The organism is Burkholderia anthinoferrum (assembly GCF_002925705.1).
GTDB classification, from domain to species: domain Bacteria; phylum Pseudomonadota; class Gammaproteobacteria; order Burkholderiales; family Burkholderiaceae; genus Burkholderia; species Burkholderia semiarida.
The window spans coordinates 45,561-71,961 of record NZ_LFZP01000006.1; the positions used below are offsets into that span (position 1 = coordinate 45,561).

22 protein-coding genes and 2 pseudogenes are annotated in these 26,401 nt (G+C 67.5%); 11 read left to right on the forward strand and 13 right to left on the reverse strand.

Features of this window, described 5'->3' with window-relative positions:
* The first annotated feature begins 79 nt into the window (after positions 1-79).
* Together C5F75_RS02770 and C5F75_RS02775 are read left to right on the forward strand one after the other, a co-directional pair.
* Positions 80-289 (forward strand): hypothetical protein, encoded by a 210-nt coding sequence (locus C5F75_RS02770; RefSeq protein ID WP_060010352.1) that lies wholly within the window; start codon positions 80-82, stop codon positions 287-289.
* Positions 289-669 (forward strand): type II toxin-antitoxin system VapC family toxin, encoded by a 381-nt coding sequence (locus C5F75_RS02775; RefSeq protein WP_059583178.1) that lies wholly within the window; start codon positions 289-291, stop codon positions 667-669. Before C5F75_RS02770 ends, C5F75_RS02775 begins: the two co-directional genes overlap by 1 nt.
* A 56-nt stretch (positions 670-725) precedes the next feature.
* On the opposite strand, the gene dapA is transcribed toward C5F75_RS02775, so the two are convergent.
* Positions 726-1,619: a 4-hydroxy-tetrahydrodipicolinate synthase gene (gene dapA / locus C5F75_RS02780; protein WP_104011844.1), complete on the reverse strand. Its 894-nt coding sequence runs from the start codon at positions 1,617-1,619 to the stop codon at positions 726-728.
* A gap of 451 nt (positions 1,620-2,070) precedes the next feature.
* Between dapA and C5F75_RS02790 the strand changes: the two genes are divergently transcribed.
* Complete coding sequence (locus tag C5F75_RS02790; protein WP_104011845.1) at positions 2,071-3,090, forward strand: sulfate ABC transporter substrate-binding protein; 1,020 nt, start codon at positions 2,071-2,073, stop codon at positions 3,088-3,090.
* Between the two features lie 164 nt (positions 3,091-3,254).
* The gene (locus tag C5F75_RS02795; RefSeq protein ID WP_104011846.1) at positions 3,255-4,217 is read left to right on the forward strand and encodes an ion channel; all 963 of its coding nucleotides are present in this window, start codon (positions 3,255-3,257) and stop codon (positions 4,215-4,217) included.
* A 35-nt stretch (positions 4,218-4,252) separates the two neighbouring features.
* Here C5F75_RS02795 and C5F75_RS02800 read toward each other — a convergent pair.
* Positions 4,253-4,863: pseudogene (locus tag C5F75_RS02800) on the reverse strand (glutathione S-transferase family protein); the annotation flags it as partial.
* A 365-nt stretch (positions 4,864-5,228) separates the two neighbouring features.
* Here C5F75_RS02800 and C5F75_RS02805 point away from each other — a divergent pair.
* From C5F75_RS02805 to C5F75_RS02820, 5 genes and pseudogenes are all read left to right on the forward strand, one after another.
* The gene (locus C5F75_RS02805) at positions 5,229-5,972 is read left to right on the forward strand and encodes a LysM peptidoglycan-binding domain-containing protein (protein WP_104011847.1); all 744 of its coding nucleotides are present in this window, start codon (positions 5,229-5,231) and stop codon (positions 5,970-5,972) included.
* Positions 5,960-6,403, forward strand: a complete 444-nt coding sequence (locus C5F75_RS02810) for a lysozyme inhibitor LprI family protein (RefSeq protein ID WP_104011848.1) — start codon at positions 5,960-5,962, stop codon at positions 6,401-6,403. Before C5F75_RS02805 ends, C5F75_RS02810 begins: the two co-directional genes overlap by 13 nt.
* A 49-nt stretch (positions 6,404-6,452) precedes the next feature.
* Positions 6,453-6,590: pseudogene (locus C5F75_RS02815) on the forward strand (acyltransferase); the annotation flags it as partial.
* A 1,537-nt stretch (positions 6,591-8,127) separates the two neighbouring features.
* Positions 8,128-8,358, forward strand: a complete 231-nt coding sequence (locus C5F75_RS36160) for a hypothetical protein (RefSeq protein WP_146075163.1) — start codon at positions 8,128-8,130, stop codon at positions 8,356-8,358.
* A 426-nt stretch (positions 8,359-8,784) separates the two neighbouring features.
* Entirely contained in the window at positions 8,785-12,357 is a 3,573-nt protein-coding gene (locus tag C5F75_RS02820) for an indolepyruvate ferredoxin oxidoreductase family protein (protein WP_104011849.1), read from the forward strand.
* Between the two features lie 92 nt (positions 12,358-12,449).
* On the opposite strand, the gene C5F75_RS02825 is transcribed toward C5F75_RS02820, so the two are convergent.
* Entirely contained in the window at positions 12,450-14,117 is a 1,668-nt protein-coding gene (locus C5F75_RS02825) for a Na+/H+ antiporter (RefSeq protein ID WP_060010340.1), read from the reverse strand.
* A gap of 308 nt (positions 14,118-14,425) precedes the next feature.
* Here C5F75_RS02825 and C5F75_RS02830 point away from each other — a divergent pair, with 308 nt between their 5' ends.
* Together C5F75_RS02830 and C5F75_RS02835 are read left to right on the forward strand one after the other, a co-directional pair.
* A complete protein-coding gene (locus C5F75_RS02830; RefSeq protein WP_059641320.1) occupies positions 14,426-15,712 on the forward strand; it encodes a sensor domain-containing phosphodiesterase in 1,287 nt (428 codons plus the stop codon).
* Positions 15,713-15,909: 197 nt separating this feature from the next.
* A complete protein-coding gene (locus tag C5F75_RS02835; RefSeq protein ID WP_104011850.1) occupies positions 15,910-16,635 on the forward strand; it encodes a copper homeostasis protein CutC in 726 nt (241 codons plus the stop codon).
* Positions 16,636-16,664: 29 nt separating this feature from the next.
* On the opposite strand, the gene C5F75_RS02840 is transcribed toward C5F75_RS02835, so the two are convergent.
* The 10 genes from C5F75_RS02840 to C5F75_RS02885 all read right to left on the reverse strand — a co-directional run bounded on the left by C5F75_RS02840 (position 16,665) and on the right by C5F75_RS02885 (position 26,379).
* Positions 16,665-17,066: a hypothetical protein gene (locus C5F75_RS02840; RefSeq protein WP_059585404.1), complete on the reverse strand. Its 402-nt coding sequence runs from the start codon at positions 17,064-17,066 to the stop codon at positions 16,665-16,667.
* Between the two features lie 201 nt (positions 17,067-17,267).
* A complete protein-coding gene (gene bioB, locus C5F75_RS02845; protein ID WP_059585403.1) occupies positions 17,268-18,287 on the reverse strand; it encodes a biotin synthase BioB in 1,020 nt (339 codons plus the stop codon).
* Positions 18,288-18,328: 41 nt separating this feature from the next.
* Positions 18,329-19,048: a dethiobiotin synthase gene (gene bioD / locus C5F75_RS02850; RefSeq protein ID WP_059585402.1), complete on the reverse strand. Its 720-nt coding sequence runs from the start codon at positions 19,046-19,048 to the stop codon at positions 18,329-18,331.
* On the reverse strand, positions 19,045-20,232 hold the full coding sequence (gene bioF, locus C5F75_RS02855) for an 8-amino-7-oxononanoate synthase (RefSeq protein WP_059585401.1): 1,188 nt from the start codon (positions 20,230-20,232) through the stop codon (positions 19,045-19,047). Before bioF ends, bioD begins: the two co-directional genes overlap by 4 nt.
* On the reverse strand, positions 20,229-21,575 hold the full coding sequence (bioA, locus tag C5F75_RS02860) for an adenosylmethionine--8-amino-7-oxononanoate transaminase (protein WP_059585400.1): 1,347 nt from the start codon (positions 21,573-21,575) through the stop codon (positions 20,229-20,231). Before bioA ends, bioF begins: the two co-directional genes overlap by 4 nt.
* Before the next feature lie 384 nt (positions 21,576-21,959).
* Positions 21,960-23,309, reverse strand: coding sequence for a type II toxin-antitoxin system HipA family toxin (locus tag C5F75_RS02865; RefSeq protein WP_059585399.1), 1,350 nt, complete (start codon positions 23,307-23,309; stop codon positions 21,960-21,962).
* Entirely contained in the window at positions 23,309-23,698 is a 390-nt protein-coding gene (locus C5F75_RS02870; protein ID WP_226094041.1) for a helix-turn-helix domain-containing protein, read from the reverse strand. Before C5F75_RS02870 ends, C5F75_RS02865 begins: the two co-directional genes overlap by 1 nt.
* A 148-nt stretch (positions 23,699-23,846) precedes the next feature.
* Entirely contained in the window at positions 23,847-25,118 is a 1,272-nt protein-coding gene (locus tag C5F75_RS02875; protein ID WP_059585398.1) for a dienelactone hydrolase family protein, read from the reverse strand.
* Between the two features lie 106 nt (positions 25,119-25,224).
* Positions 25,225-25,662, reverse strand: coding sequence for a YchJ family protein (locus C5F75_RS02880; RefSeq protein ID WP_104011851.1), 438 nt, complete (start codon positions 25,660-25,662; stop codon positions 25,225-25,227).
* A gap of 39 nt (positions 25,663-25,701) precedes the next feature.
* Positions 25,702-26,379: an SDR family oxidoreductase gene (locus C5F75_RS02885; protein WP_059585396.1), complete on the reverse strand. Its 678-nt coding sequence runs from the start codon at positions 26,377-26,379 to the stop codon at positions 25,702-25,704.
* Between the last annotated feature and the right edge of the window lie 22 nt (positions 26,380-26,401).

The window sequence follows — 26,401 nt, forward strand, 5'->3', positions numbered from 1 at the left end:
TCGTTCCTCTGCCGATCGGCCGAATGGATCGATCGGGCAAACCTGACTACAGTGATGATCACTTGAAACGGAGGTCATCATGCAAAACGCAAATACACCGGGCGCCAGCGCGGTCGATCCGGCGCAAAGGGCGGAAGCCTCGATCCGCGACGGCGGGCCGTCAGCCGATTGCCCCGTGCCCGTCAATCCGCCCGTTCGGTTCGGTGTCCTGCAAGGGCAGGCGTGGATCGCGGACGACTTCGATGCCCCGCTGCCCGATGGCTTGCTGGATGCATTCGAAGGGCGCTGATGCGGCTGTTGCTCGATACGCACATATTTTTGTGGATCGTGACGAATGACCCCAAGCTCAGCGCACGAGCGCGCAGCGTGATCTCGGCCGCCGACGAGCGTTTCGTCAGCAGCGCAAGTATCTGGGAGGCTGCCATCAAGGCCGGACTGGGCAAGCTCGATATCGACGTCGGCGAGCTGATGCGGGCGATCGGGCCGAGCGGGATCCGCGAACTGCCGGTTCGGGCGGCGCATGGGGCCGCGGTCCGCGATTTGCCGCATCACCATCGTGATCCCTTCGATCGTTTGCTGGTTGCCCAGGCGCGGCTCGAGCCGCTTCAGCTCGTGACGGCCGACGCTCATCTTGCACGGTATGACCTGTCTCTCGTTTTGACAGTTTGAAGCAATCTGTCGGTGCGCGATCCATCGGTCGCCTGCACGTCACGTAGCGTTGCGGTTCATGCGACGGCGATGTCCGGCTCGATTTCATGCAGTTCCGCGGAAATGGCTGCCAGTCGCGCCCGCAATCCCTCGCTGGCCGGCACGAACGGCAGCCGCAACCCGTCCTCGCACCATCCTTGCGCGGCGAGCACGGCCTTCACCGGCGCCGGGTTCGGTTCCGCGAACAGCGCCGCGACGAGCGGCTGCAGCGCGACCGCCAGGCGCCGCGCGTCGGCGAGCCGCCCGTCGCGCAGCCACGCGTGAATCCGCACGTGCCATTCGGGCAGCACGTGCGCGCTGCTCGCGATCGCGCCGTGCGCGCCCGCGCACATCGCCGCGAAGTTCTGGTTGTCGTCGCCGGACAGGATCGCGAGCGGCGTGTCGTGCACGAGCCGGCTCATCCGGTCGAGCGTGCCGCCGCATTCCTTGATGCCGGCGACGCGCGAGTCGCGCGCGAGCGCCTGCAGCGTGTCCAGTTCGACGTTCACGCCCGTGCGGTACGGGATGTTGTAGACGAGCACCGGCAGGTCGGCCGCGTCGACGATCGCTTCGACATGGCGGCGGACGCCGTCCTGCGTCGGCCGCACGTAGACGGGCGGCGTGACGAGCAGCCCGTCGGGGCGCAGCGCCGCGAATTCGCGCGCGCGGGCGGCCGCGAAGTGCGTCGCGCTCGCGGTCAGCCCGACGACGATCGGCAGCCCGGGCGCCGCGTCGCGCAGCGTCGCGAACACCGCGTCCTGTTCGCGCGCGTCGAGCAGCACGCCTTCACCGGTCGTCGCCCCCGCGACGAAACCCGCGATGCCGGCGCCCGCATAGTGGCGCGCGAGCCGCGCGAGCGCCGCATGGTCGACCTCGCCGCGGTGGAACGGCGTGATGATCGGCAGCCAGATACCTTCGAAACGTGTGTTCATGCAAAGCCTCATGGTGGAAACGGAGTGGGAAGGAACCGTTCCGCTGGCGGCGTGCCGGAGCGAGGCGTGCATGCAAGGAGAAAGAAACGACCTGCGGGCATCCCGTCCGGCATTCGCCTGACGGGACGCGACGTCCCCGTCAGTCGAGGAGTCGTTTTTTCAGTTTCAGCCCGGCCGCGCGCGCACCTGCCGCGACGGCGGCGAGGATCGAGGGCGAGCGCAGGGTAGCGGACATGGATGAACCGTGAATGGGCTGAGCGGCGATCTTAACACCGGAGCGGCGGCGCGCGCGAGCCGCGGCCGCCGTTTAGCAGAATTCGAGATTTGCTTTCCACGACTGATTGGAAGGCGCGCTGCGGCCGGCCGCTAGAATGCCCGCTTACGTTTCGATGACAGCACGTACACGTACGGTCACGCACATTCACCACCACTGGAAACGGGGCATATCACGATGGCAAGCATCAAGGGGATCGGCCGCTGGCTGCACACGGGCGCGACGGCGGCGCTGGTCGTGGCGGCGACCGCCGCGCACGCGGACACGTCGATCCTGAACGTGTCGTACGACGTGACGCGCGAGCTGTACAAGGACATCAACGCGAGCTTTGCCGCCGCCTACAAGCAGAAGACAGGCGAGTCGGTCACGATCAAGCAGTCGCACGGCGCGTCGAGCGCGCAGGCGCTGTCGGTGCTGCAAGGGCTGCAGGCCGACGTCGTGACGATGAACCAGCCGAATGACATCGACCTGCTCGCCGAGCGCGGCCAGCTGCTGCCGAAGGATTGGCGCGCGCGCTTCCCGGACAACAGCTCGCCGTACTCGACGACGATGGTGTTCCTCGTGCGCAAGGGCAACCCGAAGGCGATCAAGGACTGGAGCGATCTCGCGAAGCCGGGCGTGCAGGTGATCATCGCGAACCCGAAGACGTCGGGCAACGGCCGCTACGCGTATCTCGCCGCGTGGGGCTTCCAGAAGCAGAAGGGCGCGACCGACCAGCAGGCGCTCGACTTCGAGAAGGCGATCTTCCGCAACGTGCCGGTGCTCGATTCGGGTGGCCGCGGCGCGACGACCACGTTCACGCAGCGCGGCATCGGCGACGTGCTCGTCACGTTCGAGAACGAGGTCGCGCTGATGGACACGGGCGCGTCGGGCGCGCAGTTCGACGCCGTGTATCCGTCGGCGAGCATCCTCGCGGAGCCGCCCGTCGCCGTCGTCGACAAGGTGGTCGACAAGAAAGGCACGCGCAAGGTCGCGCAGGCGTATCTCGACTACCTGTACACGCCGCAAGCGCAGGAGATCATCGCGCAGCATCATCTGCGCCCGCGCGACGCGGCCGTGCTGCAGAAGCATGCGGCCGAGTTCAAGGCGCTGAAGACGTTCAGCGTCGAGCAGGTTTTCGGCAGCTGGGCGAACGCGCAGAAGACCCATTTCGCCGACGGCGGCACGTTCGACCAGGTAATCGTCGACCGCAAGTGAGCGCGGCGCGCGCCACGCGCGGGCTCGCATGACGACGCAGCCGGCCGCATGTGCGGCCGGTTTTTTTATGACGACGCGGCGGATTGCCGTGCCGAACCGGTCCGCATTCCCGGCCGCCGCCGCGCGTGCTACGCTCATCGCCTTCCTGCAACCGGCGCCGCGCGATGAACGTCGATTCGTCCTCCCCAGCCTCCCGCGGCCGTGGCCGCAAGATCTGGTCGGGCACCCGCCCGGTGATCGCGTACGGGATGCCGCCGCTCGGCTGGCGCGATTTCTATCACCGCGCGCTGACGGTGAGCTGGCCCGTGTTCTTCCTGTCGCTCGCGGTGCTGTTCCTGCTGCTCAACAGCGGCTTCGCGGCGCTCTACCTGCTCGGCCAGGCGCCGATCGCGAACCAGTCGCCGGCCGGCTTCGGCGGCGCGTTCTTCTTCAGCGTCGAGACGCTCGCGACCGTCGGCTACGGCGACATGCATCCGCAGACCGTTTATGCGCACCTCGTCGCGACGTTCGAGATCTTCGTCGGGATGTCGAGCATCGCGCTCGCCACGGGGCTCGTGTTCGCGCGGTTTTCTCGGCCGCAGGCGAAGATCCTGTTCGCGCGCCACGCGATCGTGCGGCCGCTGAACGGCCGGATGACGCTGATGGTGCGCGCCGCGAATGCCCGCCAGAACGTGATTGCCGAGGCGCAGGCGAAACTGCGGCTGATGCGCGTCGAAGGCACGCACGAGGGCTACTCGCTGCGCAAGATTCACGACCTGCCGCTCGTGCGCAACGAGCATCCGATCTTCCTGCTCGGCTGGAACCTGATGCACGTGATCGACGAGTCGAGCGCGCTGTTCGACGAGACGCCCGAATCGCTCGCCGCGCGAGATGCGCAATTGCTGATCACGATCGAGGGATCGGACGAGACGACCGCCCAGGTCATGCAGGCGCGCCATGTGTGGGTGCATGGCGACATCCGCTGGCATCACCGCTACGTCGACCTGATGCACGACGAGGACGGCATCACGCACATCGATTACACGCATTTTCACGACGTCGTGCCGATCGACGCCGATACCGACGAGCGCGGTTCGCCGGGCGTGGTGATCGACGCGGGTGCGCCGGGGCCGGACGCACAGGCGTGATCGACGTTGGCCGGGCGCCGCCCCGTTGCGCGTCGAGCGTGCAGCGGGCGTGACGCTTCGCGCTGTTCGATCGCGACCGCGCGGCGGAACGCGTCGCGGTCCTCGGCGCGCGCGACGTAGTCGCCGAGCACGCCTTCGTGCGGCAGCAGATGCGCGTCGAACGCGATCTTCAGAGTGCTCGCGAGCAGCAGGTCGGCCGCGGTGAAGCGCTCGCCGACGAGCCGGCGGCCGTGGGCGAGCGCCTGCGCGAGGGCGCACTGCACGCGCGCGATGTTGCCCCAGCCGAACGCGACCGGATTGCCCGACGCGCCGGTGAATTTCTCGACCATCGCCGGTTCGAGGCAGGTCGGCGTGAAGAACATCCACTGGAGGAAACGGCCGCGCAGCGGATCGTCGGGCGCGACGCCGAGCCCGGCGCGCGGGCAACGGTCGGCGAGATGGAGCAGCACGGCGCCCGATTCGGCGAACCGGGCGCCGCCGTCGTCGAGCGCGGGCAGCTTGGCCATCGGGTTGACCTGCACGAACGCGTCGCTGCCCTGTTCGTGCGAGCGCAAGTCGATCGGCACCAGTTCGTACCCCACGCCTATTTCCTCGAGCATCCACAGCGCCCGGAATGCCCGGTCGTCGACCAGTAGTAGAGCTTCATCGCGTGCGCCCTATATGCGGTGACGGTCCAGTGTAGTCGAGTCGGTTCGCCGAATGTGTCGTTCGTTATGTGACCGAGTGTGCGACGCGTTCGGTGGAACGCGCGCCGCTTGGGTATCGCTACCGGGCAACGGCTGTTGACGTTTTGCAACTTTTTTTTCGCGTCTATCTGGCTTTGAGTGCTTTCTCGCTGTCGTTCTGTTGTTTAAAAGCTATCTCGAAAATTGAAATACAAACGGCGACCGTGCATCGTTTCTAGCGTTTTATTTCGGTGCTGACGTGTCGGGTATGGGTCGAACGCGTATGCAACTACCTGTCTTGTGCTGGACGCGAACAACATAACCAATTCAATCGGAAGGTGAAAATATGCCGGTTCAAGAGCCAGCGAAGAACGGCTTCGAAAAATGGCAGGATGGTATTGGCGCGGCTGTTGGCGATGTCAAATGGGATATATGGGATTGCGAAATTCAGATGGCAGTGAGCGAATACAATCGACATTTGTCAGGCGCTGCCGGCTACAGGCCGCTGGATTGGCTTCTGATCAAGGCAATGCTGTGGATTGAAACCGGGGCAAATAGCTCGGAGTGGAAGATCAAACCATTGCAGATTGGCGTATCGGGTGACCCGGGTTTGACGTCGTTTCTTTCGGGCGAAGAAGGCGGGGACTTGATTCTGCCTTCCGTGTGGAGAGCGCAACTGACTGTGGGATCGGCGAGAACGAACCCTGCGCATAATCTCAGGGCAGGAATCGGCTATCTGCTGATGCGCATGGCAATCTTTGAGCACCGTAGTGTGCCCAGTGCAGACGCTAGGGTGTATGACGTCACAGTCAAGCCGGGCGATAGCTTCGATAAAATCGCGAAAGTACATGGCAGCACAACCGACGTGCTGAAGAAAATGAATCCGATGATCACGGTGTTGCGACCAGGGCAAGTCTTAAAGTATCAGAAGGCGTCGATTCAACGTGTCATTACAGGATGGCGGCCGTTCTCTGCGACATCAGTGGCGTTACGTTACAATTCAATGCGTCGAGATCCGAACTATGCAAGGAAACTGGATTTTGCATGGGACATCGTGCGAAAGGGACAGGAGACTTCATGCGTACAATAAGAAGTATCGGCTTTGGGCTTGCGCTATCGTTTCCGTTACTCTCGATCGCCGCATCTGACAACACCATCAATACCGAGAAGGGGCTGTACGAGCAGTGCGGTGCTTATTCGCAGGCTGGAATGAAGGATTGTCTTGCGAAGAAGGCCAGTGAAAGTCGAGAGTATTTAAAAAAGGCCGAAGACGATGCGCTCGCTGTCATAAGAAAATGGGATGAGGGTAATAAATATATTCATGCATCCGAGGTGGCTTTGGCGGCATCGAACAAGGAATTCGCAAAGTATCGCGCGGCTCAATGTGAATTCTCCGCTTCGCTGAGCGGCGGTGGAGCGGGTAACGCCCACGAGATGGGGCGCTTGGCCTGTGTCGCGGCACTCAACGGCGCACGCGTTGAGCAACTGCGCAACGCCGTATCCGACTTGCCGTCGAAGTAGCGCCGAAGCTTACGCCGGCCAGCCCGGCCGGACGACATGCGAACGGACCGGTGCGACGATCGGCGGCGGCGCGACGGTCGGCGAGAACGCCGTGGTCGGCGCGGGTTCGGTCGTGACGCGGGAGGTTCCGCCGGATACGCTGCTCGGTGGAAATCCGGCGCAGATCATTCGATCGATTACCGAGTGACGATGGCTGACGGCCTCTTCAGCGGCGACGTGAATGTGGACAACCGGCCCGCCGACCACTCTGAACGCTGTGGATGCGAACGGTGAGTGTATGGCTGGAGCCAGCATTGGCGGGACTTCCCGGCATTCGACACCGATCGAGGGCAGACGCATGAGCCGACGTTGCCGATGCGCTGGCCGCACATTCCTGCGCGGCGTCGGTTCTGGATATCCCGGCCCCGAATCACTCGCCACGCTGTGCTTTCCATCGGTGAGCGCGATGCAGGGTGTGGACAACCGCGCCCTGAACGACGAAAAATGCTGTGCTTTCGAAGGGTGAGTGTCGGCGACCGATTGCGGGTGAGGCTTGCCTGGTGCGGATTTCCGGGCGTCGAGCGCGCGTCGCGCGGGAATGCGGGGGCGCCGCGCATTCTAACGGCACGCGCGGGTCGGCGATAGATCTGGATGCGTATCGCGGTGTGGATATCTCGTGGCCGAATTCACTCGCAACGCTGTGTATTTCAATGGTGAGCGTCGGAGGGACGACCGAATGGCGTGTCCGTTCGTGATCTTCGGCACCGCTTCGAGCGGTTGCGCATTCTAACCGCACATGCGATCGCGCGTTCCGTTCGAGTTCGTGCACCGATGCGGATAGCCGGTCGCCGAAGCCAGTCGACCTGCTGTGTATTTCAGCGGTGAGGGGGGCGCGCGCATGCGGCGCGGCCGCGTGTGCGCGGATCCCGGTCCACGGAGCGCAGCGTGGGCGGGGGCGCGGCTGTTCGCGCCGAGGCGCCGCCTTCGTGCGACCGGACGCCCATGCTCACCGTTGAATTTCACAGCGTCTCGACTGGCCTCGGGCGCGGTTGTCCACACTCGGATCGGCACCCTGGTTGGATCGTCGCGCCTCGCTCACCGCTGGAACTCACAGTGTTCGGTGTCGTCGCAGGGTCGAGCGATTCGCGCCCGAGCCGGCGCACTCGTCTAATCGTTTGCCGTCACTCACCACCGAAATTCACAGTGTTCAGGGTCGTCTCGGGGCGATCTGTCCACATCCGAATGGGTACCCTTGTTCGAGCGCGTGCCGCTGCTCACCATTGAAATTCACAGTGTTCAGAGTTGTCGTGGATCGGGCGGTCCACGCTCGAATTGGCACCCTTGTTCGAGCGCGTGCCGTTGCTCACCGTTGAAATTCACAGTGTTTGGAGTCGTCGTGGAGCGGGCAATCCACGCCCGAATTGGCCCCCTTGTTCGAACGCGCGCCGTTGCTCACCGTTGAAATTCACAGTGTTTGGAGTCGTCGTGGCGCGGGCGGTCCACGCCTGAATCGGCGCCGTTGTTCGTGCGCTGTCGATGCTCACCATTGGAATTCACAGCGTTTGGAGTCGTCGCGGATCGGGCTGCCCACCCCCGAATCGGCACCGTCGTTCGAGCGCGTGCCATCACTCACCGTCGAAATTCACAGGGCTTTGAGTGTCTGCGGGTGGGTGATATCCACACCCGTACCGACCTCTCGTTCGACTACCCCACGGCACACGAGGCACGCACGAAGGGACGGACATGTGGATATCCTGCCGCCGAGCCGACTCGCGCGCCTGTGCATCAGGGAGCTGAGCGCCAACGTCGCGGCGGCGACGCAGGGATCCGGCGGTGTGGATATCTCCTGCCGGCATCGACTCGTCGCGCTGTGGATTTCGACGGTGAGCGTCGCCGTCCGCATGAGCGGCGGACAGATCGAGGTGTGGACATCCGGCGCCCGACGCGACTCGAAACCCTGTGCGATCGAACGGTGAGCGCGATCACCCGCTCGGCCGACAGTCCCGGCATTGTGGACATCCCGCGCCCTCACTCACTCCAAACGCTGTGCATTCCATCGGTGAGCGCGCCGCCGTTTCCCGGCCCCAACCCTTGTCGCACGGGCCCCGAGCGAGCGCCGCCGGGCCTGCGGCCGGCGTCCCGCTCGTCACCCGCGATGTCGACGCAAGCGCTCCCCCATCCCGCCCAACCCCGGACCGCCACCCGCCACCCCGCGCGAAAACTCTCTCAAATCCCGGCAAAAACCTGCGCGGTTTTTCTCGCCGTGCGCCGGTCCGAGCAAGATGAGGAAAAACATTCTCGGCCGCGCGCGAAAAAATAGAGCCATTCGCTGCCGCACTCATGCGTCACCCGGCGCCCCGCCGCGCACGGCCCAGAACAGCACTATCCGGAGACTTCCCCCCATGACCGCCCGCCTGCCCGTCGACGGCGCGCCTGCCCTGTCCGACTACCGCCTGACCGACAACCTGACCGCGACGCGCGGCCGGATCTTCCTGACCGGCACGCAGGCGCTGATCCGCCTGCTGTTGATGCAGCGCACGGTCGATACCGAACAGGGCCTCGACACGGCCGGCTTCGTCAGCGGCTATCGCGGCTCGCCGCTCGGCATGGTCGATCAGCAGCTGTGGAAGGCGAAGAAACTGCTCGACGCCAGCGGCGTGCGCTTCCTGCCGGCGATCAACGAGGAACTCGGCGGCACGGCCGTGCTCGGCACGCAGCGGGTCGAGGCCGACCCCGAGCGCACGGTCGACGGCGTGTATGCGATGTGGTACGGCAAGGGCCCCGGCGTCGATCGCGCGGGCGACGCGCTGAAGCACGGCAACGCATACGGTTCGTCGCCGCACGGCGGCGTGCTGGTCGTCGCGGGCGACGACCATGGCTGCGTGTCGTCGTCGATGCCGCACCAGAGCGATTTCGCGATGATGGCGTGGCACATGCCGGTCGTGAACCCGTCGAACATCGCCGACATGCTCGAATTCGGCCTGTACGGGTGGGCGCTGTCGCGTTACTCGGGCGCGTGGGTGGGCTTCAAGGCGATCTCGGAAACGGTCGAATCGGGCTCCACCGTCGACCTCGATGCGTTGCAGACGCGCTGGCCGGCGCCGGAAGGCTTCACGCCGCCGGCGGGCGGCCTGCACAACCGCTGGCCCGACCTGCCGAGCCTGACGATCGAGGCGCGCCTCGCGGCGAAGCTCGACGCGGTCCGCCATTTCGCGCGCGCCAACAGCATCGACAAGTGGATCGCGCCGAGCACGCACGCGAACGTCGGCATCGTCACCTGCGGCAAGGCGCACCTCGACCTGATGGAAGCGCTGCGCCGGCTCGACCTGACGGTGGCCGATCTCGACGCGGCCGGCGTGCGGATCTACAAGGTCGGCCTGTCGTATCCGCTCGAAATGACGCGCATCGAGACCTTCGTCGACGGGCTCGCCGAAGTGCTGGTGATCGAGGAGAAGGGCCCGGTCATCGAGCAGCAGATCAAGGATCACCTGTACAACCGCACCGAAGGCGCGCGCCCGCGCGTGCTCGGCAAGCACGACGCGGCCGGCGCGTGCCTGCTGTCCGAGCTCGGCGAACTGCGTCCGTCGCGCATCCTGCCGGTGTTCGCCGACTGGCTCGCGCGGCATAAGCCGGCGCTCGACCGCCGCGAGCGCGTCGTCGATCTCGTCGCGCCGCGGATCCTGTCGAACGAGGCCGACGCGGTGAAGCGCACGCCGTACTTCTGCTCGGGCTGCCCGCACAACACGTCGACGAAGGTGCCCGAAGGCTCGATCGCGCAGGCCGGCATCGGCTGCCACTTCATGGCGTCGTGGATGGAGCGCGATACCACCGGCCTGATCCAGATGGGCGGCGAGGGCGTCGACTGGGCCGCGCACGCGATGTTCACCCACACGAAGCACGTGTTCCAGAACCTCGGCGACGGCACCTACTTCCACTCGGGTATCCTCGCGATCCGCCAGGCGGTCGCCGCGAAGGCGAACATCACGTACAAGATCCTCTACAACGACGCGGTCGCGATGACGGGCGGCCAGCCGGTCGACGGCAGCATCTCGGTGCCGCAGATCGCGCGGCAGGTCGAGGCCGAAGGCGTGTCGCGCTTCGTCGTCGTGTCCGACGAACCGGAGAAGTACGACGGCCATCACGGGCAGTTCCCGACCGGCACGACGTTCCATCACCGCAGCGAACTCGATACGGTGCAGCGCGAATTGCGAGAGACGCCGGGCGTCACCGTGCTGATCTACGACCAGACCTGCGCGGCCGAGAAGCGCCGCCGCCGCAAGAAAGGCGAATTCCCCGACCCGGACAAGCGTCTGTTCATCAACGACGCGGTGTGCGAAGGCTGCGGCGACTGCGGCGTGCAGTCGAACTGCCTGTCGGTCGAGCCGCTCGAGACGCCGCTCGGCCGCAAGCGCCGCATCGACCAGTCGTCGTGCAACAAGGACTATTCGTGCGTGAACGGCTTCTGCCCGAGTTTCGTGACGGTCGAGGGCGCGGCGCTGAAGAAGGCGGCCGGCGCCGCGTTCGACGAAGCGGCGCTCGCCGCACGCGTCGACGCGCTGCCGGTGCCGGCGACGCACCTCGACGCGGCGCCGTTCGACATGCTCGTGACGGGCGTCGGCGGCACCGGCGTCGTGACGGTCGGCGCGCTGATCAGCATGGCCGCGCACCTCGAAGGCAAGAGCGCATCGGTGCTCGACTTCATGGGCTTCGCGCAGAAGGGCGGCTCGGTGCTGTCGTTCGTGCGGATCGCGTCGAGCGACCGCTGGCTGAACCAGGTGCGCATCGACACGCAGCAGGCCGACGTGCTGCTCGCGTGCGACATGGTCGTCGGGGCGAGCGCGGAGGCGCTGCAGACGGTGCGCCACGCGCGCACGCGGATCGTCGTCAACACGCACCGGATCCCGAATGCATCGTTCGTGCAGAACCCCGACGCGAACCTGCATGCGGACGCGCTGCTCGAGAAGATGCATCACGCGGCCGGCGACGGCTACCTGTCGAGCTGCGACGCGCAGGCGCTCGCCGCGAAGTTCCTCGGCGACTCGATCGGCGCGAACATCCTGATGCTCGGCTACGCGTGGCAGCTCGGCCTCGTGCCGGTGTCGCTCGCCGCGATGATGCGCGCGATCGAGCTGAACAACGTCGCGGTGCCGATGAACAAGCTCGCGTTCTCGATCGGCCGGATGGCGGCCGGCGATGCGGCCGGTCTCGACGCGCTGTGGAACGCGCGTCATGCGGTGGCCGCGCACGCCGCGCCGGAGACGCTCGCCGAGCTGATCGCCGATCGCGAAGCGCGTCTCGACGCGTACGGCGGCGCGCGCTACGTCGAGCGCTACCGCGCGCTGGTGAACGCGGCGCAGGCGAAGGGCGACGACACGCTGACGCGCGCGGTCGCGACGACGTTCTACCGGCTGCTCGCGGTGAAGGACGAATACGAAGTCGCGCGGCTGTACGCGGACGACGCGTTCCGCACGGCGCTCGAAGCGCAGTTCGAAGGCGTGCCGGGCCAGACGTACCGCGTGAAGTTCAACCTGGCGCCGCCCGCGGTCGCGAAGGCCGGCAGCGACGGCAGCACGCCGAAGAAGCGCGTGTTCGGCCAGTGGATGTGGCCGGTGCTCGGCATGCTGGCGCGCGTGCGCGGCGTGCGCGGCACGTGGCTCGATCCGTTCGGCCGCACGGTCGAGCGGAAGATGGAGCGCGCGCTGGCCGACGACTACGAGACCACGCTCACGCGTGCGTTCGCCGCGATGACCCCCGGCAATGCCACGCAGGTCGTGCAACTGGCCGACCTGCACGCCCGCGTGCGCGGCTTCGGCCACGTGAAGGTGCGCAATCTGGCCGGCGTGAAGCGCGCGGAACGCGAGCTCGCGTTGCAGCTCGGCATCGACGCGGCGACGAGCGCGGCCGTGCAGCATGCGCTCGACGAGATGAAGGGCGCGGGGATGCTGAAGGGGATTCCGGTCGTCGTCGCGAAGTAACGCGAGCGTGAGTGGACGTGAAAACGGCGACGCGGGTGCGTCGCCGTTTTTTTATGCCCGTCGGCAGCTGCGCGCGGGCCGCGGTCGATCCTTCAAAGAATGCCTTTCTTGCGCGTCGACAGCGCGGTTTCCGACAGATCGATCTCGCGAAGCAGCTTCGTCAGCGTTTCGTCGGAAATCTTGCTGTCGCTGCGCAGCCGGTACAGCGCCGAGCGTTCCGCGCGCACGGCCGCGATCCGCATCTGCAATTCCATCGTTTCGGCCTGCTTCGCTTCCGCGCGCGGCGTGGGGCCGTCGTCGGCGAGCGCGGCGAGCCGGCGGCGATATTGGTCCATCACGCGTGCGGAGATGTCGGCGCAGCGGGCCGCGCCCGATTCGTCGAGCTCGGCCGAAATGGCATCGTGCGACGAATCGATCGCGCGGATCGCGGCCTGCGCGGCGGCCGAGCGAGCGATGCGCTCCTCGTCGCCGAGCGGGTTGCGCGACGAGCGCACGCCGCGCAGCAGCAGCGGCAGGCCGATCACCGCGACGATCAGCGAGCCGAGGATCACGGACGACGCGATGAAGATCGCGGTGTCGCGGCCCGGTAGCGGTGCGCCGTCGGACAGCGCGACCGGGATCGACAGCACGCCGGCGAGCGTGACCGCGCCGCGCACGCCGCCCACCGTCATCACCGCGATCGTGCGCACGCCGGCCATCGTGCCGGCGAGGCCGCGACGCGCGGCGCGGCGGCTCGCGAACCAGCGCAGCAGCCACACCCACAGGAAGCGGATCGCGTACAGCGCGAGCATCATCGCGCCCACGTTGAAGATCATGCGGCCGACCAGCACGTCGCTCGTGTGGTGCGCGTCGACGAGCGCGCGGCCGATGATGTGCGGCAACTGCAGCCCGAGCATGATGAACACCATGCCGTTGAACACGAACTCGATCATCGCCCACGTGCTTTCGGCACGCACGCGCGACGCGACGGTGCTTTTGCGGGAGAAGCTCGTGTAGTTCATCATCATCCCGGCCGACACGGCCGCGAGTACGCCCGACAGGTCGAGATGCTCGGCGAACAGGTAGGCCGCGAACGGCACCAGCAGCGTCATCACGATGCCGGGCGCCGGGTCGCCTTCCTGCTCGGCGTTCAGGAAGCGCGTCGACAGCGCGCTGAACAACCACGCGACGATCGCCCCCGTCGCGAGCCCGCCGGCCGCGACGATCACGAACGTGACCGACGCGGCGCGCAGCGAGAACACGCCCGTCAGCGCGGCCGCGATCGCGAACTTCAGCGCGACGAGGCCCGACGCGTCGTTCATCAGCGCCTCGCCTTCGAGAATGTGCATCAGTTGCGGTGGAATGCGACCCTTGCCGGCGATGCCCGACAGCGCGACCGCGTCGGTCGGCGACAGCACGGCCGCGAGCGCGAACGCGATCGGCAGCGGCAACTCGGGAATCAGCCAGTGTGCGAAGTAGCCGACCGCGAGTACCGTCATGAACACGAGCCCGAACGCGAGCATCAGGATCGCGCGGCGCTGCAGGTAAAGCTCGCGCTTCGGAATCCGCCAGCCGTCCGCGAACAGCAGCGGCGGGATGAACAGCAGCATGAAGATCTCGGGGTCGAACGTGACGTGCAGGTTCAGCTTCGGCCACGCGAGCATCGCGCCGAACGCGATCTGCATCAGCGGCAGCGGCAGTTGCAACGGGAGGATGCGCGTGACGGCGCCGGACAGCGCGACGGTCAGCAGCAGAATGAGGACGGTGAAGACGATTTCCATCGAGACGGCGGATGCGGGGAATGAAACGATCGTACGGAGTGTAGCGTGCCGACGTAACGGATGCGTTCGAGCGGCCGGTGCGTGCGCACGGAAACGGTGCGCGGATGGCGCGCCACGATGGTGCGGCGGCGCGGCGCGGCCATGCGGCGCATGGGTTCCGCACGCCTTGCACGGAGCTTGCTTGAAGGTGGGCAGCCGCCCGGCACGTGCCGGGCAACCGAGGGTCCAACCATGACATTGCGCGCGCCGTCCCGGTCGTCGTCCATGACGCCGGACGTCGCGTTCGACTGCACCACCAGGAGGAAGGCATGACGATCGCGCAACAGGAGCGTCCGGCCGCCGCGTCGCCGTACCGGTTCGAGCGGGAGATGAGCTCCGGCTTCGAACGGCTCGCGACGCAGCACCGCGACCTGACGCTCACGACCGTGTTCCAGCCGATATTCAGCCTGTCGCACCAGCGCGCGGTCGGCTACGAGGCGCTGCTGCGCGCGCACGATGCGCTCGACCGCGCCGTGTCGCCGCTCGACGTGTTCGGCGAAGCCGCGCGCCAGGGCGAACTGCTGCAACTCGACCGGCTCGCGCAGGCGCTGCATCTGGAGAACTTCGCGCTGCTCGGCGCCGAGCGCGAGTGGCTGTTTCTCAACGTCCACCCGGGCGTGCTCACCGATCCGTTCCAGGCGGCCGCGCTGCTCGCGAACCTGAAGCGGCTCGGCATGCCGCCGCGGCGCATCGTGCTCGAAGTGCTCGAACAGCGCGCGGACGACGTCGAGCGGCTCGCGGAGGCCGTGCGCGAGTTCCGCACGCACGGCTTCCTGATCGCGCTCGACGATTTCGGCGCGGGCCACTCGAATCTCGAGCGGATCTGGCAATTGAACCCGGACATCGTGAAGCTCGACCGGATCATGCTGTCGCACGCGGCGCACCGTACGGGGCTCACCGCGATCCTGCACGGGCTCGTGACGCTGTTGCACGAGGCCGGCAAGCTCGTGCTCGTCGAAGGGATCGAGACCGAGCACGAAGCGCAGATCGCGCTGTCGTGCGAGGCCGACTTCGTGCAGGGCTACTACTTCGGCCGCCCGGCGCCGGGGCTGCCCGACAGCGCGACCGCGACCGGCTGCATCGGCGAGCTGACCGAGCGCTATCGTCAGCAGACCGAAGCGCGCGAGCGGCGCGACGCGCAGCGGCTCGCACCGTACCTGCGCGCGTTCGAACGGGCCGCCGAGCGCCTCGAGGCCGGCGAGCCGCTCGACGAGGTGTGCTGGAACTTCCTCGCGCTCGACGCGGCCGCGCGCTGCTTCCTGCTCGATGCGCACGGCCGGCAGTCGGGCCGCAACGTCGTGCTGCGCGCCGATCGCGCGCTGGCCGAGGCGCGCTTTTCGCCGCTGGCCGACGCGCAGGGCGCGAACTGGCTGCGCCGGCCGTATTTCCGCTCGGCGATCGCCGAACCGGGGCGCGTGCAGGTCACGCGGCCGTACCTGTCGATCAACGAGGCGCAGCCGTGCGTGACGCTGTCGGTGGCCGTGCGCGTCGGCGACGCGCAGCGCGTGCTGTGCGGCGACATCGACTGGATCGACGAGGACGCGCAAGTCGCGTAGCGAGGTGCGGCTCGCACGCGGCGAGCGGCCGCGCCGTTCAGGTTCGTGCCCGCCACGGCGGTGTCCGCGCGCGTCGGCGTGTGGCGCGTGCGGCGCGGCTGAAATACGCGGCGGAAGTACGCGGCCGCCGGCACGCTGGCGTCCGTCACGCGGCTCGGCTAGGATGCGCGAATTGTCCTGACGATTCGCAAGCCGCCATGAACCGACCCGCTGCTTCTTCCGTCCTCCTCGAAGTGATCGCCACGACCGTCGGCGATGCAAGGACCGCCGCCCGCGCGGGCGCCGACCGCCTCGAACTCGTGACCGCGATCACCGAAGGCGGGCTGACGCCCAGCGTCGGCCTGATCGAGGCCGTCGTGGCCGCCGTGCCGATTCCCGTCAACGTGATCGTGCGTCCGCACAGCCGCTCGTTCGTCTATGACGCCGACGACATGCGCGCGATCGAGCGCGACGTGCGTGCTGCCGTCGCGGCCGGCGCGAACGGCGTCGTGTTCGGCGCGCTCGACGCGCGCGGCGACATCGATCTCGGCGCGCTGGCCCGCGTCGCGGCCGCCGCGGACGGGCGCCCGCTCACGTTCCACCGTGCGTTCGACGTCGCGCGCGACCTGAACGCCGCGTTCGATGCGCTGCTGCGCGTGCCGGCCGTCACGTCCGTGCTGACGTCGGGCGGCCATCCGTCGGTACTCGACGCGGCCGCGACGATCACGCGGCTCGTGCGGCAGGCGACAGGCACGACCTGCACGGTGCTGGCCGGTTCGGGGCTCACGATCGATGCGGTCGGCGATTTCGTTCGCGCCACCGGCGTGCGCGCGGTGCATTTCGGCTCGGGCGTGCGGCCGCGCGGCGAGGTGCTGGCGCCCGTCGACGGGCAGCGCGTCGAGCGCGTGCGCGCGGCGCTCGACGGCGCGGCGTCGCACGTGTGATGCCGCCGCGACGCACTCGACGGCGTGTATCAGTCGTAACGAATCGCCAGATCCTTCAGGATTTCGACGTTGCCCCATTTGAACGAACAGCGTCGACCGACTTCGATCGCGTGGCCGTCCTGTGTTTCGCTGACCGGCGTGCAGCCGCCGGAGATTTTCACGGTGGGCGTGCCTTGCTGCGACAGCGGGAATTCGATCGCCGCATCCTTCGGGATCGTGTGCGTGAGGGCAACGTCTTCGATATAGTCGTCCGGCAAGACGAAGATCAGCGCGCGGTCGACCTTGAGCGTGTAGTAGTCATGCTGGAACGGTACGCTGGTCACGCATAGTTCGCTGGTGTGTCCGTTCAGCGTCTGCGTCGAGCATTTCGGTGCCGCGGCATGCGCGGTCGTGGCGACGAGGGCGAGCAGCGTCAGTGCTGTTTTCTTCATTCCTGTTTCCCCGGATGTAACTGGATACCCGCACGGCCGACGGGTATTCGTTGCACCCGGCGATCGCAGCGGAGACGCAATGTTAGTGCGAAGTTTGCGTCGCTGCTCGCGATCGGTAACGCAATTTGACAAAGCATGAAAAAAGCCGGGGCGCGCCCGGCTTCTCCATTTGCGCACAGTACGCGTCCCACTTGCTACCGCTTACGCGTGTTCCGCCAGCGCGTCGGCCTGGCTCGCGCGGATGCCGAGGCGCTCGAACAGCGCGCGGTCGCGCTGCGTCTGCGGGTTGCTGGTCGTCAGCAACTGGTCGCCGTAGAACATCGAGTTCGCGCCGGCGAGGAAGCACATCGCCTGCATCGCGTCGTCGAGCTGCTCGCGGCCGGCCGACAGGCGCACGACGGCCTTCGGCATCGTGATGCGCGCGACCGCGATCGTGCGCACGAACTCGAACGGATCGAGCGGCGCGGTGCCTTCGAGCGGCGTGCCTTCGATCGCGACGAGGTTGTTGATCGGCACCGACTCCGGATACGGGTTCAGATTCGCGAGCTGCGAGATCAGCCCCGCGCGTTCGCGGCGCGACTCGCCCATCCCGATGATGCCGCCGCAGCACACGTTGATGCCCGCGTCGCGCACGCGGTCGAGCGTGTCGAGGCGGTCCTGGTACGTGCGCGTCGAGATCACCTGGCCGTAGAACTCCGGCGACGTGTCGAGGTTGTGGTTGTAGTAGTCGAGGCCCGCGTCGGCGAGCTGCCGGGCCTGCTCGTCTTCCAGCATGCCGAGCGTCATGCAGGTCTCGAGGCCGAGCTCCTTCACGCCGCGCACCATCTCGGTCAGCGCCGGCATGTGGCGCTCCTTCGGGTTGCGCCACGCGGCGCCCATGCAGAAGCGGCTCGCGCCGTTCGCCTTCGCCGCGCGCGCGGCGTCGAGCACCGCGTCGACGTCCATCAGCTTCTCGGCCTTCAGGCCCGTGTCGTGATGCGACGACTGCGAGCAGTAGCCGCAATCTTCCTCGCAGCCGCCCGTCTTGATCGACAGCAGCGTCGAGAGTTGCACCGCGTTCGCGTCGAAGTGCTCGCGATGCACCTGCTGCGCGCGGAACATCAGGTCGTTGAACGGCAGCTCGAACAGCGCGACGACGTCGGCGACGCGCCAGCGCTGCGGCGCCGGAGCGGCCACGGGGATCGCGTCGGGTTGCACGGCGGCGGTCTGGGCTTGGGTCATTTCTTTTTCCTGTCCTGGGCGGGATTGGGGGATCGGTTGGGTCAAGGCCGCGCGGCGCGCAGCGACTCGACGAGCGCGGCGATGTCGAGCATCGCCGCGGCGGATTCGGGGGCGGCCGGCGTCAGGTGCGCGATGCGGCCGATCAGCGGCGCGCGGTGCTCGCGCGCGAGCCAGTCGCCAATCGTCGCGACGTTCTCGTCGGCGAACGACATCGCCGGGTCGACGTGGTTCGCGACCCAGCCCGCGAGCGTGAGGCCGCGCTGGCGAATCGCATCGGCCGTCAGCAGCGCGTGGCTGATGCAGCCGAGCCGGACGCCGACGACGAGCACGACGGGCAGGCCGAGCGCGACCGCGAGATCGGCGGTGTCCTGCGTGTCGTTCAGCGGCACGCGAAAGCCGCCGACGCCTTCGACGACGACGACGTCCGCGCGCGTCAGCGCTTCGCGATGGCACGCGACGATCGTGTCGAGGTCGAGCGTCACGCCTTCGCGCGCGGCGACGATATGCGGCGCGGCCGGCGCTTTCAGCAGGAACGGCGTGCGCAGCTCGGGCGGCAGCACGACGTTCGCGGCGGCGTCGAGCTGGTCGGCGTCCTCGTTGCGCCACACGCCGTCGCGTTCGTACGCGCCGGCCGCGACCGGCTTGAGCGCGGCCGCGCGCAGCCCGTGCCGCGCGAAGCCGTGCAGCATCGCGGCCGACACGAAGGTCTTGCCGATTTCGGTGTCGGTGCCGGTCACGAAGACGGAGAGCGGGGCGGTCATGCTGCAGCCTCCTCGCTGGCGTGGATCAACGCGGCTTCGAGCCTGGCGAGATCGTCGAACGAATGCGCGGCCGACAGCGACACGCGCAGCCGCGACGTGCCGGCCGGCACCGTCGGCGGCCGGATCGCGGGCACCCACAGGCCGTGCGCGTCGAGCGCGCGCATCGCGGCGAGCGTCGCGTCGTTGCTGCCGATCACGAGCGGCTGCACGGCCGTGTGCGAATCGACCGGCTGCCAGCGCGTGTTGCGCAGCAGCGCGCGCGTGCGTTCGATCAGCGCGGCGAGGTGCGCGCGGCGCGCGTCGCCTTCGTCGCCGGCGATCACCTTCAGGCTTGCCGATACCGCGTGCGCGACGGCCGGCGGCGCGGCCGTCGTGAAGATGTAGCTGCGCGCGCGCTGGATCAGCCATTCGATCACGGTTTCGTGCGCGATCACGAACGCGCCGGCGACGCCGGCCGCCTTGCCGAGCGTGCCGACGTACACGAGATGCGGCGAACGCAGCGCGGCGGCCGCAAGCGCGCCGCGACCCTGCGGGCCGAGCACGCCGAAGCCGTGCGCATCGTCGACGACGAGCCACGCGCCGTGGCGTTCGGCCAGCGCGACGAGTTCGGCGAGCGGCGCAATGTCGCCGTCCATGCTGAACACGGTGTCGCTGACGATCAGCTTCGTTTCCGCATCCGATGCGTCGAGCAGCGCGGCGAGCGCGGCGGTATCGGCGTGCGGATAGACCTGCACGTTCGCGCGCGACAGCCGCATGCCGTCGATCAGCGACGCATGGTTCAGCGCGTCGGAGAAGATCGTCGCGCCCTTGCCGGCGAGCGCGGTCATCGCCGCGAGGTTCGCCATGTAGCCGGTGCTGAAGTACAGCGCGCGCGGCGCGTCGGAGAAGCCGCCCGCGAAGCCCGCGAGTTCGTCCTCGAGCCGGGCGTGCGCGCGCGAATGGCCGCCGAGCAGGTGCGAGCCGCCGCTGCCGGAGCCGTAGCGCTGCGCGCCTTCCGCGAACGCGGCGACGAGCGCCGGATGCGCGGCGAGGCCGAGGTAGTCGTTGCTCGCGAAGCCGACGATCTCGCGGCCGTTCACAGTCATGCGCGCGTCGCACGCGGTGTCGGCGATGCGGCGCACGCGGCGCATCCCTTGCGCGTCGAGGTCGGCGAGGCCGCGTTGCAGGGTGTCGAGCAGGCTCATCGGCCGAGATCCTCCAGCGTGGCGTTGAGCGTGTCGCGCGTGCGCCGCGCGAGCCACGCGATGTCGTCGTCGCTCATCACGTACGGCGGCATCAGGTACACGGTCGTGCCGATCGGGCGCAGCAGCAGTTCACGTTCGAGCGCGCGCTCGAAGAAGCGCCGCGAGAAGCCACGCGCCGCGTCGCCGTCGAGCGCGGCGTCGAACGCGAACAGCGTGCCGCGCTCGCGCAGGTGGCGTACGTGCGGATGGGCGCCCAGCGGTGCGAGCGCCGCGCGCAGCGTCGCCGATTTGCGGGCGTTGCTCGCGAGCACGTCGTCGCGCGCGAACAGGTCGAGCGTCGCGAGCGCCGCGCGGCACGCGAGCGGGTTGCCCGTGTACGAATGCGAGTGCAGGAAGCCGCGCGTCGTGTCGTCGTCGTAGAACGCCGCGAACACGTCGTCGCGCGTGAGCACCAGCGACAGCGGCAGGTAGCCGCCGCTGATCCCTTTCGACAGGCACATGAAATCGGGCCAGACGCCCGCCTGTTCGCACGCGAAGAAGGTGCCCGTGCGGCCGCAGCCCACCGCGATCTCGTCGGCGATCAGGTGCACGCCGAATTCGTCGCACAGTGCGCGCAGCCCGCGCACGTACGACGGATCGTGCATGGCCATGCCGGCCGCGCACTGCACGAGCGGCTCGACGATCAGCGCGGCGATCCGGTCGCCGCGTTCGACGAACAGGCGCCGCACGTCCGCGAGCGCGCGGCCCGCGACGTCGGCGGCCGTCTCGCCCGGCAGCGCGCCGCGCGCATCGGGCGACGCGACCACGTGAGCGTGGCGGATCAGTGGGTCGTACGCATCCTTGAACAGCGCGACGTCGGTCACGCCGAGCGCGCCGATCGTCTCGCCGTGATAGCTGTTCGCGACGCAGACGAATTCCTGCTTGTTCGCGCGGCCGCGGTTGCGCCACGCGTGGAAGCTCATCTTCAGCGCGATCTCGACGGCCGACGCGCCGTCCGACGCGAAGAACGCATGGCCGAGCGTGCGGGCGGTCAGCGCGTGCAGCCGTTCGGCGAGCTCGATCGCCGGTTCGTGCGTGCAGCCGGCGAGCATCGCGTGCTCGAGCGTGTCGAGCTGGTCCTTCAGCGCCGCGTTGATGTCCGGGTTCGCATGGCCGAACAGGTTGACCCACCACGAGCTGATCGCGTCGAAGTAGCGGCGGCCGTCACGGTCGACCAGCCACACGCCCGCGCCGCGCGCGACGGGGACGAGCGGCAGGCGCTCGTGATGCTTCATCTGGGTGCAGGGGTGCCAGACCGCGCGCAGGCTGCGCGCGACCCAGTCGTCGGTGGCTGGCGTACTCAAGGCGACTCCGGGGGTAAAACGGCCGCGCTGTATCGACGGGCGCCGCGCGGCGGGATACGAAACGCGCAGAGATTAGCGTGTTCCGCCGGACGTTGCACTAGCGGTTACAAACGCCGCACAGCCTTGCTGGGCGGGAGTTCGGCGCAGTTCGGGGGGGCTCGGAACGGAACGCGGCGGATCGGCCGAAATGCACGCAGATGACGACGGTCGAGTGACACCCCCCGACAGAAAAAAATCGCGGGGCGGGGGGCGGCCGGGTGGCGAAATATGGGGAAGGATGATGGTGCGGTGTTGGCGGCGACAAGGGGCCGAACTTGCTGCGCGCAGGGTCGATCGACCGGGTGGTGCAATGCCGGACCATTGAGCGAAATCGAGCGGGCAGGTTCAGGGCAATGCTTTGCGAAGTGCCGCGTCGGCCACGTGGTCGATGTGACGGAACGCCGGCGCAATCTTGTCGACTTCCTTGTCAGGCACGCCATGCTCTTCGAAACACGTCTTCCATTCGCGTGTCGGTTGCCAGACTTCAGCAATCGCGAGTCCGGCGTCCGATTTCGAAAGGCCGAATGCATCCCGGGCATTGAACGCGTTATCCAGGGTGGCGAGCCGCCCCTGCGGGCCGATGCCGAGGTGGAGATAGCGCTCGTGTGCACTGCTCGGCCGGGGCAGAACGTCGTATAACGGGCTGAGACGCCAGCCGGGGAGACGCGGGTCGCGAATGAATCCGTGGTTGCGCAAATGGTCATCGTCGTTGCTCACGAGGATGTTAAAGACCATCCGCTTGAACAGTTCCCGGTTGTCGGCTCGAATTGCGTCCACGTGCCCGTGCTGCCGGATCGCGTGAGCCACGTCCTGATAACTTTTCTCCATCGATTCCATCTCGGAATAGCCGACCAGCGTCAATGCGCTCGCGAAGGGCACTCTTCGCTCGGTTGCCCCGGCACGGGGAGGCAGATAGAGCGCGTCGTCCCCTCGAAGGGCGTCGAATTCGGGGTGAGTCCAGTACCGGTCGAATCGGCGGATCAACATGACTTGTCGGCCGCCGACGTCGACGATGCGGGTAGGTGGGACCCGAATGCCGCACAGGGCCGCAAGACGAAGCGTGGCCTCTTCGATGACCGTCACGTTCAGCCGGTCGCTACGACTCGGGAATTTGGCCAGCCAAAGCACGCCGTTTTCGTCCCGCACCGTAGCCTTTGGCCGGGCGCCGCCGAGACCGCTGCCCTGTACGAAGATGGCTTCGAGTTCGGCCGGCACGGGCTCGCCTTCCTCGATGCGCGCTGCCGAATCGATCAGATATTCGAGCCTGTGCAGGCCATTGCCGGCTTGCGGGCCTGGAGGGGTGTCCAGATTCGCCCGGATATCGAGCGCACCAATCCGCTGACTGCCCGCGTGGAGGAGATAGGTGGATTCGGGCAGTGTGTTGGCCCGGACTTTGAGTTTGGCTTCGATGACACGCCGTCCCCATGCATCGGGCGCGGCGTCGCGAATCCCGCCGAACTGCGTCAACCCGCCCGCCGGGAAGTTCATCTTGCCGCGTGTCTCGTTCTTTCTCGCCAGACTCAGGCTCACCGGGTCGATTTCGATGGCGTTGGGCCGATCGATATAGCGCAACCCGTACGCGAAGCTCGATGCCTGTAGATCCGCACCGTCTTCGGTCATTTGAAGCAGGCCCGCGGGTGCCCAGTCATCGTCGAGATAGGCAAACACGGCGAGTCTTTTGACGACGGCGACCATCAGAAATCAAGATCCTTGAGTTCGTTGTCCGTGAGAGATCGTACGCGTCGACTGCGTTCGCGGGCCGCCTGTGCCTTGAGCGACGGGTCTGTTCCGGAGAGCAGTTCCAGCAGGGTCGTTTCCGGTGCAATCGCGTCGAGATACCGCAGCCACTGTCCCAGCGCGACGCCAGGATCGCCTTTCTCGATGCGATAGGCGGTATTGCGTGAAAGCCCGGCCCGGGTGGCCGCCTCGCTCTGCTGGATGCGCCGCGAGATGCGCAGACGGGCGAGCGCTTTTCCGACACGCGCGGCTTCCGCGAGAACGGTGGGGCTGGCGGCCGCAGCTTGATTGACCTTCATGCTCGTAAAATCGATCGTTAAGTCGATTATGATCGAAATAACGATCATGATAGATCATGCCAGCTCGAATTCAAGCCGATTGCGCGTAAAAACGAGCATTACGCGGTGAGTGCTCGATTTGACGAGCAGGCGGGGGCGTGCCGCGATGACCTTGAAAGGACTGGGCGTGCGAGGCGGGAAGAACGACAGCCGCGCGTCAGCGCGAAGCCAGCGCGCGCGTATCGGTGTCGCGGATGTGATCGTCGCCGTTGTCGGCCGTCTGCGTCGGGCTCGCGTTCCACACGACGCGGTCGTTGACCGCGTACAGCCGGCACGCGCCCGCGCCCTGCTTCGCGCAGTTGTCGAGCGCGAGCGCCATCGGGTCGTCGCCGCCTTCGGCCCACGACCACGCGCCTTCCGACGACACCGCGAACGCGCGGCTCGGATGCTGGCTCAGGAAGCGGCGGTAGCCTTCGCGGCCGGCTTCGTCGACGTACGGCACCGCGTTGACCGCATCGATCGACGCATAGCCGCTGGCCTTCGGCTCGTGCGGGTTCGCGACCGCATAGCGCACCGCGGTCGGCAGGTTCAGTTCGGCGAGGAATGCGTTCACGGCCGGCCACCACACGGGCACGCCGTCGCGATCGACGATCAGCCGGTGCGCGTCGTCCTTGTAGCGGCCGAAATCGATGAAGCGGGCTTGCGTGCCGTGCGACACGTACGCATCGTGCATCTGCGCGACGAGCGCGGGCGTCCATACCGAATCGTTGTCGCCGTACAGCCACAGCGACCGCACGGCCGTATGCGCGCCGTATTGGTCGAACGCGTCGACGAGGTTGCGCTGCCAGCCGTCGCACAGGTCCTGGCGCAGCCCGCCGGAGAAGTTGATGATGCCGCGCACGCCGGCTGCCGCTTCGGTGCCGTATGCGACCGACACGAGCCCGCCATGCGACGTGCCGGCGACGACGATGCGCGACGCATCGACGTACGGCTGGCGCGACATGTAGCGCACCGTCGCGTCGACGTCGGCGGCCTGCGCGAGCCCGTTCTTGCCGACGTTGCAGCCTTCCTGCCGGTACGTGCCGTCCGAACCGGCGAAGCCCTGGCGATTCGGCGCGATCACCGCATAGCCGCGCCGCACGAATTCGCGCGCGAACGCGAGCGGCCGGCTGCGCGGCTGCAGATGGAGATCGCCGGTATTTTTACCGTGGTTGAAGACGACGAGCGGGAACGGGCCGGGGCCGTTCGGCTTGAAGAGCGTCGCCTCGAGCGTGACGGCGCCCGAAGCATCGGCCGGAATGCGCAGGATCTGTTCGTTGAGGTCGGCGGCGACCTGCGGCAGGTTCGCGTCGGCGTAGTCGAAGCGCTCGGCGTGCGCGAGCGATCCGCTGGCGCCCGCCCCCGTAGCGGCGCCCGGCAGCGTACCGGCCTGAGCGGCCGACAGCGCACAGGCCGCCATCCATCCCACCAATACCTTGCTGAACGCCATCCGTAAGCCCTGCCACGCAACATGACCAATCCGAGGCCATCGTAGCCCGACAAAATCAGGTTGTGCAATGCGGGAATTACCCGGCGTCTGACATGGCAACTATTTGTCAGCGTTCACTTACTTCGCCGTCGACATAGCGCCAGAAACCGTGCTCGTCGCGCTCGAAACGACTCGTCTCGTGGAGCCGGTAAGCGCGCCCGCCAACCTTGTAGCGCGCCACGAATTCGACCTCCGCGTGCCGCTCGTCGAGCGGCACGTGGCGTTTGACCGCGAGGCCGAGCCAGCGCGGCGCGTCCGGTGCTTCCGGGGCGGTGTCGAGATCGGGCGGGCAGGTGCGCGCGGCCCACGTCGCGCGCAGGTAATCGGTCGCGCCGAGCACGTACGCGCTATACCGCGAACGCATCAATTCGAGTGCGGTGGCGGCGGCCTCGCCGCCGTCGATGAAACGGCCGCAGCAGGCCGCGTAGCGCGGCGCCGGGGCTTTGCGGGCGGGCGCGGGAGACGCGCCGCCGCACGGGCACGCGTCAGGTCGGTTCAAAATCATGCGAAATGTGAATTAACAACGATCGGTTGCCGGTGCCGCTCACCAGCTCAGCTCGACGCCGTCGTACTGGAAGAACCGGCCGTTCGCCTGGGACACGTCGGAACCCGATTCGGCGATCACGCGACGCATGCCGGTCACGCTCGTTTCCGGGTCGATCGCGGCCTGCGCGCCGCCCATGTCGGTGCGCACCCAGCCGGGATGCAGCGAAATGCACGCGGCATGGCGCGTCTGCAGCGAAGCGATGCGCAGCGCGTCGTTCAGCGCGGCCTTGCTCGCGCGGTACAGCCAGCCGGTCGTGCCGGTCGCCTCGGCGATGCTGCCCATCCGGCTCGACACGACGGCCAGCACGCCGCGCGCGTCCTCGACGAGCGGCAGCAGGATCGGCAGCAGCTGCATCGGCCCGCGCACGTTCGTGTGCATCACCGCGTCGAAATCCTCGGCGGTGATCGTCTCGACGCCCTCGGTGCGCGGCCCGTACACGCCGGACACGAGCACGGCCGCATCGAGCCGCTCGCCGTCGAGCTTCCAGCCGAGCGCCGCGATCTGCTCGGGCTGCGCGATGTCGAGCGCATGCGGCTGCGCGCCGAGCGCGCGCAGCGCATCGAGCGACGCCGCGTCGCGCGCGGTGGCGATCACGTTCCAGCCGTCGCGCCGGTATTGCCGGACGAATTCGCGGCCGAGGCCGCGCGATGCGCCGACGATCAATACGGTTTTCATGCCTGTCGCTCCTTGCGGTGGC

Coding starts and splice junctions, on each gene's coding strand:
- C5F75_RS02770 (WP_060010352.1), top strand. CDS start 80: ATGCAAAACGCAAATACACCGGGCGCCAGCGCGGTCGATCCGGCGCAA.
- C5F75_RS02775 (WP_059583178.1), top strand. CDS start 289: ATGCGGCTGTTGCTCGATACGCACATATTTTTGTGGATCGTGACGAAT.
- dapA (WP_104011844.1), bottom strand. CDS start 1,619: ATGAACACACGTTTCGAAGGTATCTGGCTGCCGATCATCACGCCGTTC.
- C5F75_RS02790 (WP_104011845.1), top strand. CDS start 2,071: ATGGCAAGCATCAAGGGGATCGGCCGCTGGCTGCACACGGGCGCGACG.
- C5F75_RS02795 (WP_104011846.1), top strand. CDS start 3,255: ATGAACGTCGATTCGTCCTCCCCAGCCTCCCGCGGCCGTGGCCGCAAG.
- C5F75_RS02805 (WP_104011847.1), top strand. CDS start 5,229: ATGCCGGTTCAAGAGCCAGCGAAGAACGGCTTCGAAAAATGGCAGGAT.
- C5F75_RS02810 (WP_104011848.1), top strand. CDS start 5,960: ATGCGTACAATAAGAAGTATCGGCTTTGGGCTTGCGCTATCGTTTCCG.
- C5F75_RS02820 (WP_104011849.1), top strand. CDS start 8,785: ATGACCGCCCGCCTGCCCGTCGACGGCGCGCCTGCCCTGTCCGACTAC.
- C5F75_RS02825 (WP_060010340.1), bottom strand. CDS start 14,117: ATGGAAATCGTCTTCACCGTCCTCATTCTGCTGCTGACCGTCGCGCTG.
- C5F75_RS02830 (WP_059641320.1), top strand. CDS start 14,426: ATGACGATCGCGCAACAGGAGCGTCCGGCCGCCGCGTCGCCGTACCGG.
- C5F75_RS02835 (WP_104011850.1), top strand. CDS start 15,910: ATGAACCGACCCGCTGCTTCTTCCGTCCTCCTCGAAGTGATCGCCACG.
- C5F75_RS02840 (WP_059585404.1), bottom strand. CDS start 17,066: ATGAAGAAAACAGCACTGACGCTGCTCGCCCTCGTCGCCACGACCGCG.
- bioB (WP_059585403.1), bottom strand. CDS start 18,287: ATGACCCAAGCCCAGACCGCCGCCGTGCAACCCGACGCGATCCCCGTG.
- bioD (WP_059585402.1), bottom strand. CDS start 19,048: ATGACCGCCCCGCTCTCCGTCTTCGTGACCGGCACCGACACCGAAATC.
- bioF (WP_059585401.1), bottom strand. CDS start 20,232: ATGAGCCTGCTCGACACCCTGCAACGCGGCCTCGCCGACCTCGACGCG.
- C5F75_RS02865 (WP_059585399.1), bottom strand. CDS start 23,309: ATGGTCGCCGTCGTCAAAAGACTCGCCGTGTTTGCCTATCTCGACGAT.
- C5F75_RS02870 (WP_226094041.1), bottom strand. CDS start 23,698: ATGATCGTTATTTCGATCATAATCGACTTAACGATCGATTTTACGAGC.
- C5F75_RS02875 (WP_059585398.1), bottom strand. CDS start 25,118: ATGGCGTTCAGCAAGGTATTGGTGGGATGGATGGCGGCCTGTGCGCTG.
- C5F75_RS02880 (WP_104011851.1), bottom strand. CDS start 25,662: ATGATTTTGAACCGACCTGACGCGTGCCCGTGCGGCGGCGCGTCTCCC.
- C5F75_RS02885 (WP_059585396.1), bottom strand. CDS start 26,379: ATGAAAACCGTATTGATCGTCGGCGCATCGCGCGGCCTCGGCCGCGAA.